Raw genomic sequence first — 17,861 nt, forward strand, 5'->3', positions numbered from 1 at the left:
AGCCATTTTTTTTATCAACTCCATAAATCATCCATGAGATCTTTTATTCGCTCTTTTCGTTTTTCCGTTTCTTTCTGGTCAATCCCAATTATTAAAACGTCCCCTTCTTTAGAACTCTTTGGCAGCTCACTCAGAGGAATGTTAATAAAAGTCTTATCCGATAATTCTACCACTGCGAATTCTCCTTCAAATCGATCAATAATCATCTCTTACCACCTTTTTTATTTATTACATTCTTCATGCGGTCTGTATCCTGCGGCTATGGCTTCTTCTTCGGTATCAAAATATACTCTGTTTTTCTCCAGCGGCAGGGATGAACAGGTTACAGTATGATAAACATGCGAATTAATATTCCCAATATAACTGCCCGTATCAGCAGTGGTTGCGGTATTTTCTTGTTGAACCACCTTTTGCGTATTTGCCGTTGATGTATCATTCCCTGCTTTTTGAGTTTTTACAGAAAGGTTTGTCCCATCACTTTCGATCACAACGGTACCATTATTATCGGTTCGGTAAAGTTCTACTCCTGCTAATTTGGCCATGGTCTCTTCATGAGGATGACCGTAGTCATTGTCCGCACCGAGTTGGATCACACCGATTTTTGGTGCGACCGCCTTTAAAAATGCATCTGATAAAGAACTTGAACTCCCATGATGAGGGATTTTTAAAACATCTGCTTTCAAGTCAATGCCCAGTGCCAGCATTTCTTTTTCTGCATTTTCTTCTGCGTCACCGGTAAAAACAAAAGATGTGTTCCCATAAGCGAGTTTGATGGCTACTGAATAATCATTTAAACTATTGTAACTTTCAGCGTTAGGACCAATGATTGTAAATTGTGAATCTCCCAAGTCATTGGTTTCCCCCACAACCGGGGTTGTGATTTTCAAGCCCTTATTTTTAATGGCTAACAGCAAATCTTCATAGGTCTTTGTTGTATGGCCGACCTTCGGCATGATTATTTTTTTCACTTCAAAATTGTTTATAACCACATCCAGTCCCCCGATGTGATCGGCATGCGGATGGGTACCAATGACATAATCCAGGGTTTGTACCCCTTGATCTTTTAAATAGTTTACAACCGTTTCCCCATATTGATTATCACCGGCATCAATGAGCATAGTGCTCTCACCTTGCTGAATCAGAATGGCATCACCCTGCCCCACATCAATAAAGTGTACTTTCATTGTGCCATTAACAACTGTTGCTTTCTTGGTTTCTGTATTTAAAGATGAACTATTAGTTGTGCACCCGGTCAGAAAAACAAATACCAGCAGTAACATTACAAATAATGTTTTTTTCATATTCTCTCCTCGTTTATTTATTTCGACCAAATTCACTATTGTTAGAACTGTTTTTTTTTTAATTAAATAGCGTGTCTAAACATGTAAAGCCCATTTTTGGAAATAAAAATCATATCCATAACTGCACCCGTTCAATATTATTAATGTATCAATGGAATGATTATATATCATCAGTTTCATTCCTTCAAGTAAATGCAATACTCCATAATACAATGTTTTAATTATTTTAGAATCTCGGTCTGTTAGTTAAAACCCGTGCACAAACCTTCATTGGACGGTATGGTACACCGCATTAAGCGCGAAAGGTTTTCGGCAGCCGAAAAAGGGTGTTTGGGAAAAAGTTGGTTGTTCGCTACCATTATTATCAGGCTTGGTCCTAGCGTTAGCGCGGCCCAAGCCAGTAGAGAAGAAAAGAACATAATTCAGTGAAACTGATTATTCTTTCAAATATGGGTCATTGTTTTTCACTATCACTCATATTATGAATTTATTAATATTTAAGCTTCCCATATTATACTTTTGAAGAGGTGTTAAGATGAAAAAATATTTTTTAGAAGTTAAAACCATTAAATATCAAGACCTGGTATTCCCAACAGCCATCATATTTAATCAAAAATCTTATCTAATTAGCGAGATATTAACGGAACAAAATAACGTGGTTTTTGATGGCGGCGGTATTGGTACAAAATATTCAGTTATGATAGGTAAAAAAGAAATCGTTCTTTTTCAAGACAAGCATTCCATGAAATGGCACATCTATAAGGAATATTCAAATCCGGTACACTATAAAATTGACAATGATGATCTGGTAGAAATCATTGTCAAAGATTTTGATTATTTGACGTAATTCATTTTGCATCTTTAATCTCTGTTTTTTTCAATCACTGGCTTATAATATTTTTCTTCTGCATCTTTCCGCAATTTAATTGCCTTCTCCAAATTGGAATCTAAACCTAAATAAATCCTCTTGCCATTAACGGTTATATTTGCTATCCATTTATTTGCTTGAGTATTCCAGCTTACACCTCTGCAACCGGAAATGTTGGTTGTCGCTATTTTGAAGTTTTTTTTCCGTTCATACAGGATGTTTGCTTTTTTCTCTAATTTTAGACAACCACAACTTTGAACTGCACCACGTCGAAGAGCTACACCTTGAATAACTTTTTCAGTACCACAATCACAACGGCATAGCCATTGTGCATTCTTGTATTTATCAAGACCAGCCGGTGCAATTACCATTAAACGGCCAAATCTTTCACCTAATATATTTACTGCTCTATTCGTTATGCAGCCGCAATCCGTTTTTTTACCACCGGTTAAAAGATAACCTCTTGTTATAATAATATTCCCACAATCGCATTGGCAGCGCCATGCGAGGTGAGGATCTTTCCCTATTTTTTCAGTCTCCTCTATTGCAACAAGTTGTCCAAAGCGTTGCCCTTTATAAATATTATTTTTCATCTCAAACTCCTTGAAATTAATATCTTTCTCAATGATGTGTAATTATAGACTTCAAAATTTAGAAAATCAAGAAAAATCAGCATCAAACAAACGGGGCCTTATCTATTTAGGCCCCGTTTGTTTGTTTTGATTCGCTTCCAATTATTCACTTCAGTTGTGTTTTTTAGCCATGCAATTCTAAAAGTCAAATGTAGATTACCACATTCCAGTGTTTGGGACAACACCACACGAAAAAATTTTGGTTAGGAAAATATTTATTTGAAACTGCTGACGGCACACTCTAATTAAAATCCCGTAAACAACTCACTATGGGGTGGGTGGGTGTGGTACACTGCAGTTTGTGCGAGCGGTTTTCGGGTAGGCTGTGAGGGGTTGTGTGGGAGTAGTCGGCAGAGCAACGCCGGCGGAACCCACGCTCCCCGTGGATAGCGGCGAACAAAAAAGTAATGGCGCCGCTCGCTCTGCCGTGCGCGGCAGGACGAAGGCAGAGTCATCAAACGTTAGTTTAGCCTTGGGCCTAGCGGCAGCGTAGCCCAGGGCGCAGGACCTGTAGGCAGTAAAGGCAGGTACGAAAAAAGCCTCGGGCGTTAGCCGGAGGCGTGCTAGAACCATTCTATTAAGTAATCGTTGAAGAGGTAATAGAAACGACAATTATATTAATTTCAGTAAATCATCAATTGTATAATCTGGCAATTCAACTGGCGGCTTCATTGCTTTTTCTTGACGTGAAGACAGAAAATCATCTTCATTTTTTGTACCTCTGCAAATGACTATCTCATCCATCTGCTCATAAATTACTTTTGAATGTATATCAGAATACCGGAATAAAAGTGATATGCATTTTTCTTGCAAATCCTCATCTAAATTACTAAAACGTATAAATAATGTTTGACTTTTGTTAACCGGTAACGCCATATGTGGAAATGCATAATTAAATTCTCCGTTTATCGTCATTATTAAATTAACCGCATTTCCGGCCCCTACATTGGATAAGGTATATTCAATAAGATAATGCTCTCTTTTATTTCTCAATATTTTGATAACCTTATCCTCAGTTACATCCCAATAAGATGGTAATTCATAGCAAGACTTAATCTTATTGGTAGTTAAATCAACTGCGATATACATTTCTTTTAAATCTGAAGAATGGTCTATTGTATCCCTTGCCTCACAAGGTTTATAACAGGCCTGTAGGTATGGTTTAATGGAAAGAATGCGATCTTTGAGGATTTGCACTTTTGAATGATTAATGGACATCACGACAGCGACTAGTGTTGCAAAGCCACCAAATATTGAACCGTAAAAAGATAAAATACCCGTTGCATCGATTGTACTAGTGCCTATATTTTCTTGAAAATATAGGCATGGCAACAGAATAACGAACACAGTGAAGATGAAAATTATAAAAGTTGTATAATCATCGTTTAAACCATTTTTCTTCATAAAACACTCATTTCCAATAATTTTGTTTGAATTTCAAAACAACAAGCAGCTCGGTGCTAATTTGCCGCCTGGAGCAAGAATGGCGCAACAGCAATAAATACATCAACACCCTTATCAGCAATGAATTTAATAACATTCCCGACTTTTGATTTAATACCACTTTTATCTTTTTTGCTTTTCATTCCTTCAATGATTAACAGCATTTCCTCGAGTTTTTGACGACCTTCATCATCGATTATTTCTTCTGGTAACTGGTTGATACTCTCAAGAGTTTGATTGATGGTTAAGTTAACAGAAGCCAAAGAAGAGGAAATCGCCGTTGATTTATTGGTGTTATTATTGTTGATCGTTATCTGGTTTTTTAGCTCCAGCATTCTTAACTCATCACTTCTGAGCTTGTCTTCACGCTGAAGGTCTAATTTATAGTTTATGAGGATTGATTTTAATTTCTCTAAATCCTGTGTGTATGCATGAATCGATGGATCTAAATCCCTGATTAGACTAAACTCTTCTAATCCATTTTCGATGTTTGGGATTTCATTTCCAAAAGCATACACTATTTCATAAATTAGTTTCCCTTGGGCTCCGTCAGTGGTATCACATCTTTCTATATAACTTTCAATAAATGTTATTTTGTCCATATTTCTCCTTTCAAACGACTTACAATGAAAATTTAATAGCCCTCTTTCCAGTTAGTTATTTCAGCCTGATTTGACCATTCATTAGCATGGGCAAGAGCCAATCACGTAGTTTTTTCAATTCTTGATTTTCTTGCGTCGTTTTCATAATCTTTATAAATAATGGTGCCACTTTCTTTTCATACTGTACAATAATTTCTTCATGCGGTAAAACAATCCGGCTTTGTTCTAAATGATCGCTGGTTATATGACCCATTGTAGTTTTTCGAGCTTCGGCCATTTTTATAAATTTTCCTACATACGATGCCAGTTGTTCATAAACATAATTTTTTGTATAAGGTTCTTTCGGTGTGATTCTAAAAATATGCTGATTTAAAGCAGCAGTCTGTCCCGCCCATAATTGAACTTCAAGAGTTGCTGACCATGAAAACAATATATCACCACAACGGATTTTTATTTTCTCTGGTATATTTACAGTTACCGTTTCCGTGTCTTCTGTAATACCCCTGTGCATTTCTTTTATCTTGATTACTGGTAACGTGTCTTCATCTTCACTTGGTCTATATTTTTGACATGCGATGCCATTAGTAAATGTAGCAATTGTATAGAGATTACCGACATTCCAATGCATCGGTATTTTTATTTTTAATTGTTCATTCCAAACCATCTCACCATCAGATGAACGATAAGGTTTACCTTTATCATCTGGGAAATCGAATTGTAGAAACCAATAATCATAGATAGTTTTTGTCATTTTTTCCAGTTCGGAAATAATGCAATTGTTAACATCTATTTTTTTATCGATGTTACGCAATAGTATTGCTATTTTTTCCTGCTCATCCCTTTCAGGTATAAGTACATCAACATCATATATACGTTCTGGGGAAGTATGCTTGACCTTTGTACCAGAAGATGTATCACGTATCTGTTTTCTTACAGATTTTGTCATAAATAAGTAATATATATATACCTGATCTACAATATCTTCATTACATGAAATAAGACCAATTCTCTGGTTATGTAAATAAATACCGGCTTCAGGTATAATTGCTGTACTGCCAAGCAAACCTTCTGCTTGCTCGGTCATCGCAATTATAAGTTCACCAACAGTACATAAATATTCTTTTGGGAAAGAAGCTGCATAGTATTTTTCTTTACCAATAATTCTTTTAAAGCTACCGTTTTCATAAAAATTTCCCGGTGTAAGAACAATATATTTACCTTCAGTGGTAAAATACTTACCCTGAAATGGAAACCCATGTTTAACCGTCAAAAAATCTCCGATTTTATACTTTTTAAAGTTATTCTTCATACTTTACCCGTCTAAACTGTTCCTGTAAAGTTGTTTCCAACTTTTGCCCCTCTGCAAAGAAAGCATTTAAGCGTTCCATGTAATCATTCATTTTCAAATCAAATTCTTCTTGTGTCAATTCAAAGTATTCAATTTTTACATCAAAGTATTGACCAGCTGAGAAAGAAACCTTCTTAGCTTCAATATCAGCGTAATCCAGCACAACGCAAAAATCATCCACCGGTTCAACCGTATTAAAAGTATTTATAATACTACGTATTTCATCAGTACTCAACACTGTTTTCTGATTTTTGCCATCTTCTCTAACCTTGGTTCCGAGCTTTGAAGCATCCATCAAAATAATCTGCCCCTCTTTATTCTCACAATCAAGAAATAGTATTGAAACATTCGTACCCGTGGTGGCGAAAATATTTGAAGGCATGGAAACAACACCCCGCAGCATCCGATTATCGACAATATACTGGCGAATCTTCTTGGGGATGCCAGTACCTGCTGTTAAAAAACCAGTCGGCACAACAATCGCTGCTTTTCCCTTTTCTTTATTTAAAGAATAGATGATGTGCTGCAGAAACATCAGATAAATCGCCATACCATTCTTGTCCTTGTTGGGGATATTTGGCACCCCAGCAAAAAAACGTTTCTGATACTTCTCTCCGGCAAGGGTGTCACGGTTATCACTGAAATCCACCTTAAAAGGCGGATTGGATACAATATAATCAAAAGTCATCAGCCCATCTTTTTTTGCATTGAGGTGTCTGGGATTGATCAGAGTATCGTCGTGCACCACATTAGGTAATGAGTGAACAAGATTATTTAAAATTAAATTCAAACGCAGAAATTCATTGGATTTCTGTGATATATCCTGAGTGAAAATGGTACAGTTTTGTTCCCCTATTTCATGGGCAAGCGCCAAAACCAATGTACCAGAACCAGCCGCTGGATCGTAAACAGTCACATTCTGCACCTCTTCTGGTACCATAATTCTGGCTATAATTCTGGCTATCGAATGTGGCGTGTAATACTCGGCATATTTGCCGAAATCCTTATTATAGTCCTTAACGAGATATTCAAAAATGTCCGCAAAAAAATCATATTTCTGGCTAAATACACTATCAAAGCTGCAGTTTGCCAACTTGTCAATAATAGCCCGACAGAAGCTGTCCTTTTTTTCTTGTTCAATGACAAACTGTGAAAGACTATCAAACAGCTTGATCTTTGATTGCCCACCGGTCTGCACAGAAAAAATATCGATATTATAATTTGCAATATCGATTAGCGTCTCATCAAAAAGGGTATGAAAACCCTCATCATTCATATGTCTAAACAAATAGCTGATGTAGTGATCTTTTTTTAATAATGCCGTTGCACCGCCAAAATCTATCAACATCATTTCGTAATCATCATCTGGCATTTCCAGCATGGCTGCTTCAACTTCAACAGCCGTCAATTTTGAAAAACGAGGTTCAATTTGTCTTGCCTCGTGGATAAACTTATCATTTAAAAATTTATAGAGAAAAACCTCCGTAATAATTTTATACTCGCTGCTGGCGTTACCGAGACCATAATTTGTACATATGGCCTTGATATCGTCGATCATCGATTTTGTTTGTCCTTTAATGTCTAACATTTGCATTAATTTGCCCAATTCCTTTCAGTAAAATATTCGTTTGAAATGCAAGCGCCCACATATTTAACCTGAGGGGCTGTAAATTGTATATTATTGGTACTTAAACCATTTTTAATTAAAGGTAAAATTTCTCTAACAAAAAATGGTTCGTTATCCAGAAGCCGCTCATTTGTCAACACGCGTCCATCAATCTGGTGTTTAAGCGATACTAACACATTATATAAAACTGAATCAGTTGCGAGTGGTGGCGGTGCGTCTCTTAAGCGCTTATGAGTACGCATAAATTTGGGGTCATTTTCGTATTTTTTTGTGAGCATTTGATCTTCACGGTTTTTCTTTTCTGCTGCCTGGCGTATGCGATCCAGCTCTGCAATATATGCTTTCATTTCTGCCCCTGTTAATTCTTCAATATGCTTTTTCTTTAACAGACGCTGTAGTTCTTCCATTAAAGTAACATATACCGGATCTTTGGGATCAAGATTCCCTTGCATTTCTCTCCGAACTCTTTCAAGGCTATCTCTGAATTTATCTGCAATAATCAGTTCATCCTCTGAAATCTTCTTAAACTGGAAGTCAATCTCATCCAATGCATGATTCAAAACAGCACTCATATCCTCTGCATTCTGAATATTTTCCTTAAGATTAATAAGATTAATGCGATTATTAACCTCATTGTAGAGGGCGCTAATATTCACCAATTCGAATTTATCAGACAATTCCTCATAGCCGAAGAGTTTAGCAATATTGTACAACTCCTTATATAATTCCAGTGCATGTCGTAATTCAATTAAAACCGTCTTATCTTTAATTGCACTTATTTGTTTAGAAAACTCCTCAGCATTCGTTGTATCATAGAAAAATAGCTTGTCTTTAATCAACTGTAAATCATTGTGAATTTCTTCGGTTGTTTTGAAAATATTGTCATACTGTTTAAATTCATCACCCAATTCAGCCTGTAGTTCATCGAAATATGCCTTATTGGTCTTGTCAAATTCTACACGAATATCTGCAAAATCGACAACATAACCATAGCGCAACTTCTGATAAGGACGATTTACACGGGTCAACGCCTGCAACAAAGAGTGATCTCTAATAATACGACCAAGATACAATTTCTTCAAGCGTGGCGCATCAAACCCAGTCAGTAACATATTATAGACAATCAAAAAATCAATCTGACCTTTTTTAAAAGCATTACGATTTTGTCTCCGCAACTCTGTATTGTCTTCATCGTGAAGAATAAGGGCTGTACTAAACACCGAATCCTTCATAGCTTTGAAAATTGCCCGAGCCTGCTCCGAGGAATCGCAAACAATCATACCACCAATCGTCTCATCATTCATTATAATTCTGCTAGTTTTGAAATCATTGATAATATAATCCACCAGTGCTGTCACATATTTAGGATGAGCATATAACTCTTTCTTCGAAATAGCGCCTTTATGCATTTCAATCTCATTCAATGATGATTGTAATTTCATTCTGTATTTTGTTGCGATCCCCTCGCGTATGAGCTTGAGCGTATAGCCATCTGCAATGGATTGATTATAATAATACTTGTGAATATACCCACCAAACACGTCTTTGGTATTGTAGCCATCCCCAATTAACGGTGTTCCCGTCAAAGCAATCAGCACGGCATTTTTATCGGAGTTTATTAGATTTGCCAGAAACGAACCCGTTGGTTTATAACTGCGATGCGCTTCATCAAGAAAATAAATACGCTGTACTGTGATATTATAGTCTGCCGCTCGGGCTACAGATTCTTCTGAAAATTTTTGTATATTCAATACTGTTATCGTATCAAGGCCTGTATTATTCGTTGTCCCTGTTGTTTTAATATTGGCAACGAAATCGTCTTTTGAGTTTACCTCTTCCACATATAACCCACGTGCACGGAATTCATCCGCAGCCTGGGTAAGCAGGTCGAGTCGGTCTACTACAAAATAAAATTTTGCAATAACACCTTGTCTCCTATAATAGTCTTTTAAATAGTGAACATTATAATAAGCCAAAGCTGTCTTACCGCTACCCTGAGTATGCCAAATTATACCGTTTTTTGACCCAGCACTTAACTTTTGTTCAATGGCCTTTGTTGCAAAAAACTGTGGATAGCGCATCAGGTGTTTTTCGATTTTCGTGATCCCGTCATCATTGGTCTTTTCCACATATGCTATGGCATAATTTAGAAAATCAAAAAAACGCTCCCGTGAAAACAATGAAGTGATGATTCTATTCGTTGGCGTTATTGGAGCGAGATTCGTCTGGTATTCTGGCATACTTTTGATTGATACAAGATTCGTATCTTTTAATATAAAATTTTCAGATTGGGTGTCAATGGGCTTTAAACTATTAACTATACTTGTGTCTTCTTCTCTAAAATGACTGAAGAATAACTTTTCATAGCTACTGGCGGCATAAAAAGCGCCCTCTAATGGCACAATCTCATTGTCATCGTATTCGCTATTATTGGAAAAAACCATTAATTGCGTAATATTAGCAAAACGTTTGAATTTTTTGTTTCTAAACCGTTTGTTCATCCTGGTATATTCCGCCTGGATGCCATCTTTATTATTTGGTTTCTTAACTTCCAAAAAAGCAAGTGGTAAACCATTTATTAATACCGTAATGTCAGGTCGAAATTCATCATTCCCATTTTTACAAGTCAGTTCCGTGACAACCTGAAAAGTATTTTTAACACGACAGTCAGAATTAAATTCAACCAACTTTAAACCATTATAACCTGTGAGCAGGATATTATAAAAACCTCTGCCAAGATCATCAGCATTCAATACAATTTTTATTTCATCAATTATTTTTTGTGTTTCTGTGATAGATAGGTTCTTACCATTAATTCTGTTTAGTGACTCGCAAAAAGTATCAACAAAGATATTTGTATCTTCATCAAATTTTTCCTGACAGTTCTTTAGGGAAATATAATCATAACCGAGCCGAGTAAAATGAACCAACGCTGGTATTTTCACTCTTGAATTTTCATTATGTATGTAACTCATCATTAAAATGCTCCATTTCCAGGATTTTTATATTGCAGCAAACAAGGGTACATTTCTATAACTGAACAACGTAATTGTGATTAAATTTTTGTCTTTTATGAATGCGGTGTTTTTCACACTAACCTAACAGCTAATATTTGCAATTGTCTTAACTTTAATTTATTTTGTCGTATCTTTAATTATACTCTTCTGGTTAGTATATGGCTATAGTAAAGAATTCTTTCATAACTATGTCTAACCCCGCATTTTTCGGCTGGTTACTGCAGTTCTACAGGTTATAGTTGACTGAGGCCGACTGCGATAAAACATGCGGTTTGGAACGGTGTCCAACCACCATCTAAAACTAAACAATGTTTCGGTAAGTCTATTCATAGGTTTCAAAAGAAACACAAAAAATCAAATCGAAAAATCATAGGTCTTAATAAGTGTAATTATATCAACATTGGATATGTCCTTTAGACTCGTAACCTCCATCTGATGAGTTTCATTATCAACTTGATTCTCAACATCAATATGATCTTGGAATTTAAATGAAAAATATACCGTAATTTCTTTAATATCTTGTATTATTTCATGAATATCTTCAAAAGAATTTAACGCGATAGTACCATTTGATTGCGTGGAAATACCATATGAAATGAAAGTGATATTTTTATCCGCTCGTAACTGTAATACTATTCTTTTTATGCTTAAATATTTTTCGTAGTCTGCAAGTTTTAGAATCTCCATGTTAAAATACAATCTATTCGTTCTCGATTCCAGTTTGCATTTTTTAAAATTTTCATTTGAATTTATACGATTTGCTAGACTTCTTAACTTTCGATAATTTAAAGTTCTAAATAAAGCCGCAATTTCTTTTCTACCGAAAAACAAAAGATCTTCCTCAGTAAATGGCCCAATGTCATTAAAAAATAAATTAAGATACTCAAGATGAGAGAAACCATTTGGCAATTCGAACTCATAATCGAATATTTTATCAAAATATTGTTCCGTATTATATTCGGTACCATAATAATGCTTTAATTGATGGGCAAATTCGATTTTATTAATACAGATTAAAAAGTTAACATTTTTGTTAATTTTTTCAATTTCCCTATTTATGTATATGACTTTCTTTATTATTTCAATTGCAAATTTTGGTTCACAGCGATCCAACTCATCGATGATAATCAAATACTTTTCGGGTTTTTCAACAGTACTGGTTGCATCTACATTTTCTGGAAACATCATTTTAATCAGAATTTCATAAAACTCTTTTTCTTCGATAAATTTGTTTATGATTTCGTTATTAAGTATTTCAAATGTACAGCTATTTTTAAACTCGTCAATTAATTCCTTACCTGCACCAATGCCGCCACGCAGCGTTTCACCCATTGGAATTGCTTGCAATAATATTTTCCAGGTTTTTTCGAATGCTTTCTTTCTGTTTTTTACTAAAAATTCATAAAAAGAATCATCTCCGTAATATTTCGTTTTTAAATCATCATATATTCCTTCAAGGAAAATAGCATTAATGTCACGGTTTCCTTGATGTTTCCAGGCATCAAAATTTATGATATTAAGACCACTATCGGCATTGTTCATTTCAATCATTTTATTAACGAAAAATGTTTTGCCGCTACCCCAGTCACCATTTAAAGAACATATCTTGTTATTTTCAATACAGTTATATTCATAAATTACTTCGAGAAATTTTTCGCGTTGACTAAAAAGCTCTGTCAATTCGGTTTTCATTTACGCACCACCCATTTCTTTGTTACATTTAGTATACGCTTTCACATTGGTTGCTACAACTTGTAAAATAAATTAAATGAAGTAGAGACCACGACAAAAGCAGAATAACGTACCGATAAACGGAGTCGAACCCAAAACGCTGATAAGCTGCTCGCTCTGGCCGGCAGGCTAGGAAGTAGGCGCGAAGAGGAGCGTTTAGTTAGCGTTTAGGCGCAGCGATAGCAGAGACCATGGCGCAGGTTCGACGGCAGTGAAGGCCAAGACGAACAAAGCCCCGGGCGATAGCCGGGGGCGTAGGAAGAAACAAACCATTTTGGCAAACGGTGACGGTACCTAATTTGTCATAGTAGGCTTAAGCCAGCAGAGCACCAGCTATAAAATTAGCGCCCATAGTCCACACCGAATACAGTATAGATTTTTAGCATGTTGCCAAAATTATCATTCTTTTAGTTCTCATAGATAAGTACTCCTTAATTTTCACTCCTGATATTTCAAGAATATCATGTGTTAAACCAATGATGAAAAAAACTATGAGCCCCAAAATTAAGGCTGATGCATTTACTGCCAACTCCTCTGCAGGCTTAAACCTACTAAAAGTTATGCCAGTAACTCTAAAATTTAAGGTTATGCGATTGTTATTCGTTTCTTGATTATTTTTTTAAACAATTCCCGTCCATGGTTACCATTATCTCTATTCCACCAGGCACAGGTAGGATGAGCACAGGCATCAATATCCAACTCTTTTAATTCATCCGGTTCATTGGCTTTAAAAGCCCGATATGATTTTTTAGATAAAAAGATGATCGTCTCAGGTTTAAGCACATTTACAACTCGACTCAAATTTGCAGCCGCAAACTGATTATCTTCAATAGTTGATTCGATACTTTTACCGGTTCTGACGGCAGGTTTTTGGTAATAGTTCATCGAAGCAAAATAGGTATACGCATCCCATGGGTTCCCAATTTGCGGAAAAATATCAAGAAAGACTATTGCCGGCTTGATATACATATTATAATGTGCTCTTGGTATTGAATCACCGTTCTTTTTACCGCTCAATGCAGAACTTATAATTTTACGGTTCTGACACCAATCAATACAATTTTCATCAGGCAGTTTTTCTTTATCTCCGGAATTAGTTGTATACCATTCGGTGCTTTTTATCAATTGAATCTCATCAGGTTCCAGTTCAGATTCTTTGATATAATTCGATTCACCGCATAACAATATTTTCGTCTTGTCATAGTTTTTCCCCACGTAAGGCAAGTATTCGGGATGAAAGCGACCGTAAAATTCGATTTTCTTAAATTCATTATCATAATCATAAATTGTATCCATGGCAAATCCTCCTAGAAATTTTTGACTCTGTTTTTTTATCATTTGCTGTTCTAATAATAGAAACGTTTAGCACACTAAATTTTGTCGCAAACAAGAATATAATTTTCAATTTTTATCACTGTAGTATCGAAAACAATCTTCTATTGAAACATCCTATAAGAACGCTCTAAATTAAACGTAGCCTAAAAGAAAAATATTCGCCAGGAAATAATCCTGGGGCATGGTTGATATCATTCGAATTTACTGGCGACATCCTCGATACTGACCAAATTACCATGTCCCAGCGTCGCATAATACTTCACATGCCCTTTTACAGCTGACAGCGCTTTTGTCAGGGATTCCTGGCCGAAGTCATTCAAAATATTTTCCAGATAGTATTCTGTTGCAAAGGTATTTATCGTTCGATGATATTCTTTCCCTCTGAGCATCTCTAAAAGAACAGTAATATAATCATTGGCGGAGCCAATACCCATCCCGGTAAGTGAAGAGATTTCCGTTTTTCCTTCACTGCGAGAGAATTTACCAGAATATACTTCTTTTGCCACTTCATATGAACACTTTACCATTTCATTTGTAATTTTCGCCAACTTACTACACCTCCATAAAATTTAAAACCACTTTCTTTTAATTATACAACAAAAAAAAGTGCAGTCGGTTATGATTTTTCAAAATCATAGCCGACTGCACTTTAACCGTAAGCAAACTTATATGGGGTGGGTGGGTGCGGTACACTGCCGTTTGTGCGAGCGGTTTTCGGGTAGGCTGTGAGGGGTTGTGTGGGCGTAGTCGGCAGAGCAACGCCGGCGGAGCCCACGCTCCCCGTGGATTGCGTCGAACAAAAAAGTAATGGCGCCGCTCGCTCTGCCGTGCGCGGCAGGACGAAGGCGAAACATCAACCGTTGATTTAGTCTTGGGCCTAGCGACAGCGTAGACCAGGGCGCAGGACCTGTAGGCAGTAAAGGCCGGCACGAAAAAAGCCTCGGGCGTTAGCCGGAGGCGCGGGGAGAGGTCAAACGTATTGCGGCCACGGTGCCAAGACCTGTCAAACGTATTGCCATCAAAAAAAGCAAGCCCCGGGCAATTCTCTTTTTCTAAAATTGCCGGGGGCGGGGACACAGCGTCTCCGCTTCCTCTCTATTCTTTTTTAAAAATAAGTTTCTTATAGTTTGGAAATTCAACAAAAAAACGCGGTTTTTTCGCTGATCCCAAACGTCCCCGTTGCATACATTCAGGGATTTTTGTTATTATTTAGAGCCTTTATCTTTAAGCTGTTTTTTTACTGTCCGTTACACCAAATACCGTCACTAACAAATCTGTAATAAACTTTCCAATATCTTTAGTATTGCCACTCTTTGCAATCTTTTCTGTAATTAGCGTTACTTGTTCAATGAATTGTGATGATAATTTTACTTCCATCACTTTCTTTACCCAATCAATATCCGCCACGCTCTTTTCGCCAAGATACACTTTTTCAAACGCATAGATTGACCCTTCTCCGATGGCAGCTACAATACTACCTGCAATAATGGCATTTATCACACTCGCAGCTAAGTTTATTCCTGGAATAGCCTTCAGTGCACTTATCGCAGTCTTTGCAGCAATGCCCACGGTACCAACTTCTATTATTGAATTAATGAACTGTTTGGAATCTTCACCTTTATTTATTTCATATAGCTTTGCAAGGGCATTAATTTGTCCTATTTCTATCGGCGTCAGGATTAACGCATCAGCAAAAGGAACGGGTATCGCACCTACAGTAACTGCTGCTGTCGTGGTTAAACCGACAATGCTCTGTGCAAAGGCTCTTTTCCGGTTAAGTATAAATGTGGATACATCCTTTTTACCAGCTTTGATTCCTTCTGGTATTAAATCGTTTGTAGCATCGATTAATTCAGTAATTCCTTCAGGGGCCGCAAAAGCTATATCATTGAGGACATATGGTGATGCAACAACAGGTATTATTTCAGCCAAATTCTTTGAATATCTTTTTTGTTCAGCAAAAGCATCCTTTACCATTTTGATATTCATTTCTCTTTCAGGAACGGAGTAGGATTTGGTAATGACGACAACGACAGGAACTGACTTCCACATTGATGTTGCTCTTGAAAGGTTTTTAATTGTCTCAGGGAATAGCTTACTTGTTGTTCCTTCGACACAGAACCAAATCACATTGATTTGATTATCCTCATGTCCTTCTTTAGCACTGTCTTTTGACCATTTTTTCACCGCATTGATGGCTTTGTGTTCCTTAATAAATGATGGTTCGAAGCCAACAGTATCAATGATTCTAAAGGGTATCACTTTACTTTCATGGATAGCTAGTTCCTCTGTGGTTCCTTTCGAACCCCTTCCTGTCGCTGCTTTTTCTTCACCGAGAACAGCATTAATCAAAGTTGATTTTCCTACTCCTGAATTACCAATAACTAATATATTTCCTCTTTTCATGTTCTATCCTCTTTCCATATTTTTTCACATTTCTCTCTAATATAGAGCTTGTAAATTTTGCGTATTACTTGAATGATAAATCCTTTATCATAGTTCTATCGTGAGTAGCATTTTATGGTTGTAAATCTTCAATGTTTCATATTGCTTTAATATTACTCCTAACCTTGGGGAAAAGCCATTGTTAATTGATTTTTTCAACACTTTTTCGCCAATAGTAGATTAAGCCCAGGATGCAGGACCTGTAAGCAGTAAAGGCAGGCACGAAAAAAGCCTCGGGCGTATAAACCCGAGACGTGGATAGAAGTCAAACGTATTGCTGGCACGGTGAGAATGGTGCGACCATGGTGCCAAGTCCGGTCAAACGTATTGCCACCAAAAAAAGTAAGACCCGGCCATTCTCTTTTTCTAAAATTGCCGGGAGCATGGTCGCAGGATCTCCGTTTTTTAATTGATAGGCACTTCTGTTTTATCTTTAATCGTTATAGGTATCAACCAATTCACCGCTGCGATCATATAACTCAGCTGGATCGCTCTTGCTGTTGTTCCAGGTACCACCACCATCCAACCAGTGAAAATCGATCCCGGAATTATTGGCTGAATCGCCAATCTTAACCGCGGCACCTGGCGCTAAACTAAACGCGGGAAAGGTGAACGACTGATTCCCTAAAACTGACACAATTTTCCATCCGGTCAGGTCAACCGCATTCGCACTTGCATTTTTGATCACAATATATTCGGCCTTTTTATCCAGTTCGCTAATGGAGATACCCGTATTTACCGCATCATTTTGAGTGGTAATGCCCAGCGCTTTATTCACTTCATCGGGATTGACATTATCAAACTCATCATGAATCACGTTTCCCTTCAAGGTGTAGGTATAACTATAATGACTTGGTATCTGGGTCGACGTGTCTGGATACGTAATCAACGCCGTAAAATCGGTACAACCACCGGCATCACGAATGACCTTTTCCATATACGCCTGATCGCCATGCCGATTCAGGGTACTCTCCTGGGGGGTGATATTATAAGCATTTGACACGCCGCCCAGGGAATCGGCGATGACATGGCCCTCATCCAATGTGGGGTTTTCAACGCCAGGCACTTTTGCTTCATCGGGATAATATCTTCCCGTTGCAAGAACCGGTTCCTTCGCATCATCCTGTAAAATAATTTCGGCGGCCGTTACCTTAATCAATTGCCCATATTCATTGGTAAAGGCATAATACTCGCGATCACCAAAGCCAATATCAACAACCACATTCGGCTCGCGTTGTCCCGATTGAGCCCCACCATCGACTTCAATCAGCGTATAGCCGGAAAAATCTGTTTCATTGACTGTAGCCGGCGCAGTACAACCGGTAAATACAAATATAGCTAGGAGTATCAGCGTCAATACAGCTGCTTCCTTCTTTAGCCTGTGTTTACATAAATCTTTATATTCAGCCATTTTTCGCTCCTCCTTATAATGTTTTCTTTTTCAAACGTCACAACCGCACCAACATTTATTTTTTATTTTAGTGTTACTTCATTTTATATGAAAATTCGAAT

General features: G+C 37.1%; 14 protein-coding genes. 1 reads left to right on the forward strand and 13 read right to left on the reverse strand.

Going from position 1 to position 17,861, the window contains the following annotated elements; all coding sequences use genetic code 11:
• Nucleotides 1-14 precede the first annotated feature (14 nt).
• Together AKG39_RS16785 and AKG39_RS16790 are read right to left on the reverse strand one after the other, a co-directional pair.
• Nucleotides 15-206, reverse strand: a complete 192-nt coding sequence (locus AKG39_RS16785) for a DUF3006 domain-containing protein (RefSeq protein ID WP_050741557.1) — start codon at nt 204-206, stop codon at nt 15-17.
• Nucleotides 207-221: 15 nt separating this feature from the next.
• Nucleotides 222-1,301, reverse strand: a complete 1,080-nt coding sequence (locus AKG39_RS16790) for an MBL fold metallo-hydrolase (RefSeq protein ID WP_083439632.1) — start codon at nt 1,299-1,301, stop codon at nt 222-224.
• Nucleotides 1,302-1,836: 535 nt separating this feature from the next.
• Between AKG39_RS16790 and AKG39_RS16795 the strand changes: the two genes are divergently transcribed.
• On the forward strand, nt 1,837-2,148 hold the full coding sequence (locus AKG39_RS16795; protein WP_050741558.1) for a hypothetical protein: 312 nt from the start codon (nt 1,837-1,839) through the stop codon (nt 2,146-2,148).
• Nucleotides 2,149-2,162: 14 nt separating this feature from the next.
• Here AKG39_RS16795 and AKG39_RS16800 read toward each other — a convergent pair whose 3' ends face one another.
• The 11 genes from AKG39_RS16800 to AKG39_RS19460 form a co-directional block, all read right to left on the reverse strand.
• Nucleotides 2,163-2,762: an AP2 domain-containing protein gene (locus tag AKG39_RS16800; RefSeq protein ID WP_050741559.1), complete on the reverse strand. Its 600-nt coding sequence runs from the start codon at nt 2,760-2,762 to the stop codon at nt 2,163-2,165.
• A 651-nt stretch (nt 2,763-3,413) separates the two neighbouring features.
• Complete coding sequence (locus tag AKG39_RS16805; RefSeq protein WP_050741560.1) at nt 3,414-4,205, reverse strand: hypothetical protein; 792 nt, start codon at nt 4,203-4,205, stop codon at nt 3,414-3,416.
• Between the two features lie 56 nt (nt 4,206-4,261).
• Nucleotides 4,262-4,846 (reverse strand): hypothetical protein, encoded by a 585-nt coding sequence (locus AKG39_RS16810; protein WP_050741561.1) that lies wholly within the window; start codon nt 4,844-4,846, stop codon nt 4,262-4,264.
• 55 nt (nt 4,847-4,901) lie between these two features.
• Nucleotides 4,902-6,155: a restriction endonuclease subunit S gene (locus AKG39_RS19455; protein WP_083439633.1), complete on the reverse strand. Its 1,254-nt coding sequence runs from the start codon at nt 6,153-6,155 to the stop codon at nt 4,902-4,904.
• Nucleotides 6,145-7,782, reverse strand: a complete 1,638-nt coding sequence (locus tag AKG39_RS16820) for an HsdM family class I SAM-dependent methyltransferase (RefSeq protein WP_242852650.1) — start codon at nt 7,780-7,782, stop codon at nt 6,145-6,147. Before AKG39_RS16820 ends, AKG39_RS19455 begins: the two co-directional genes overlap by 11 nt.
• Before the next feature lie 5 nt (nt 7,783-7,787).
• On the reverse strand, nt 7,788-10,799 hold the full coding sequence (locus AKG39_RS16825) for a type I restriction endonuclease subunit R (RefSeq protein ID WP_242852651.1): 3,012 nt from the start codon (nt 10,797-10,799) through the stop codon (nt 7,788-7,790).
• Between the two features lie 393 nt (nt 10,800-11,192).
• The gene (locus tag AKG39_RS16830; RefSeq protein WP_050741563.1) at nt 11,193-12,530 is read right to left on the reverse strand and encodes a KAP family P-loop NTPase fold protein; all 1,338 of its coding nucleotides are present in this window, start codon (nt 12,528-12,530) and stop codon (nt 11,193-11,195) included.
• A gap of 624 nt (nt 12,531-13,154) precedes the next feature.
• On the reverse strand, nt 13,155-13,865 hold the full coding sequence (locus tag AKG39_RS16835) for a hypothetical protein (RefSeq protein ID WP_050741564.1): 711 nt from the start codon (nt 13,863-13,865) through the stop codon (nt 13,155-13,157).
• A gap of 230 nt (nt 13,866-14,095) precedes the next feature.
• The gene (locus AKG39_RS16840) at nt 14,096-14,452 is read right to left on the reverse strand and encodes a hypothetical protein (RefSeq protein WP_050741565.1); all 357 of its coding nucleotides are present in this window, start codon (nt 14,450-14,452) and stop codon (nt 14,096-14,098) included.
• Nucleotides 14,453-15,128: 676 nt separating this feature from the next.
• Nucleotides 15,129-16,310: a YcjF family protein gene (locus AKG39_RS16845; RefSeq protein WP_050741566.1), complete on the reverse strand. Its 1,182-nt coding sequence runs from the start codon at nt 16,308-16,310 to the stop codon at nt 15,129-15,131.
• Nucleotides 16,311-16,782: 472 nt separating this feature from the next.
• Entirely contained in the window at nt 16,783-17,760 is a 978-nt protein-coding gene (locus AKG39_RS19460; RefSeq protein ID WP_083439634.1) for a lamin tail domain-containing protein, read from the reverse strand.
• Between the last annotated feature and the right edge of the window lie 101 nt (nt 17,761-17,861).

This window comes from Acetobacterium bakii (genome assembly GCF_001263355.1).
Taxonomy (GTDB): domain Bacteria; phylum Bacillota; class Clostridia; order Eubacteriales; family Eubacteriaceae; genus Acetobacterium; species Acetobacterium bakii.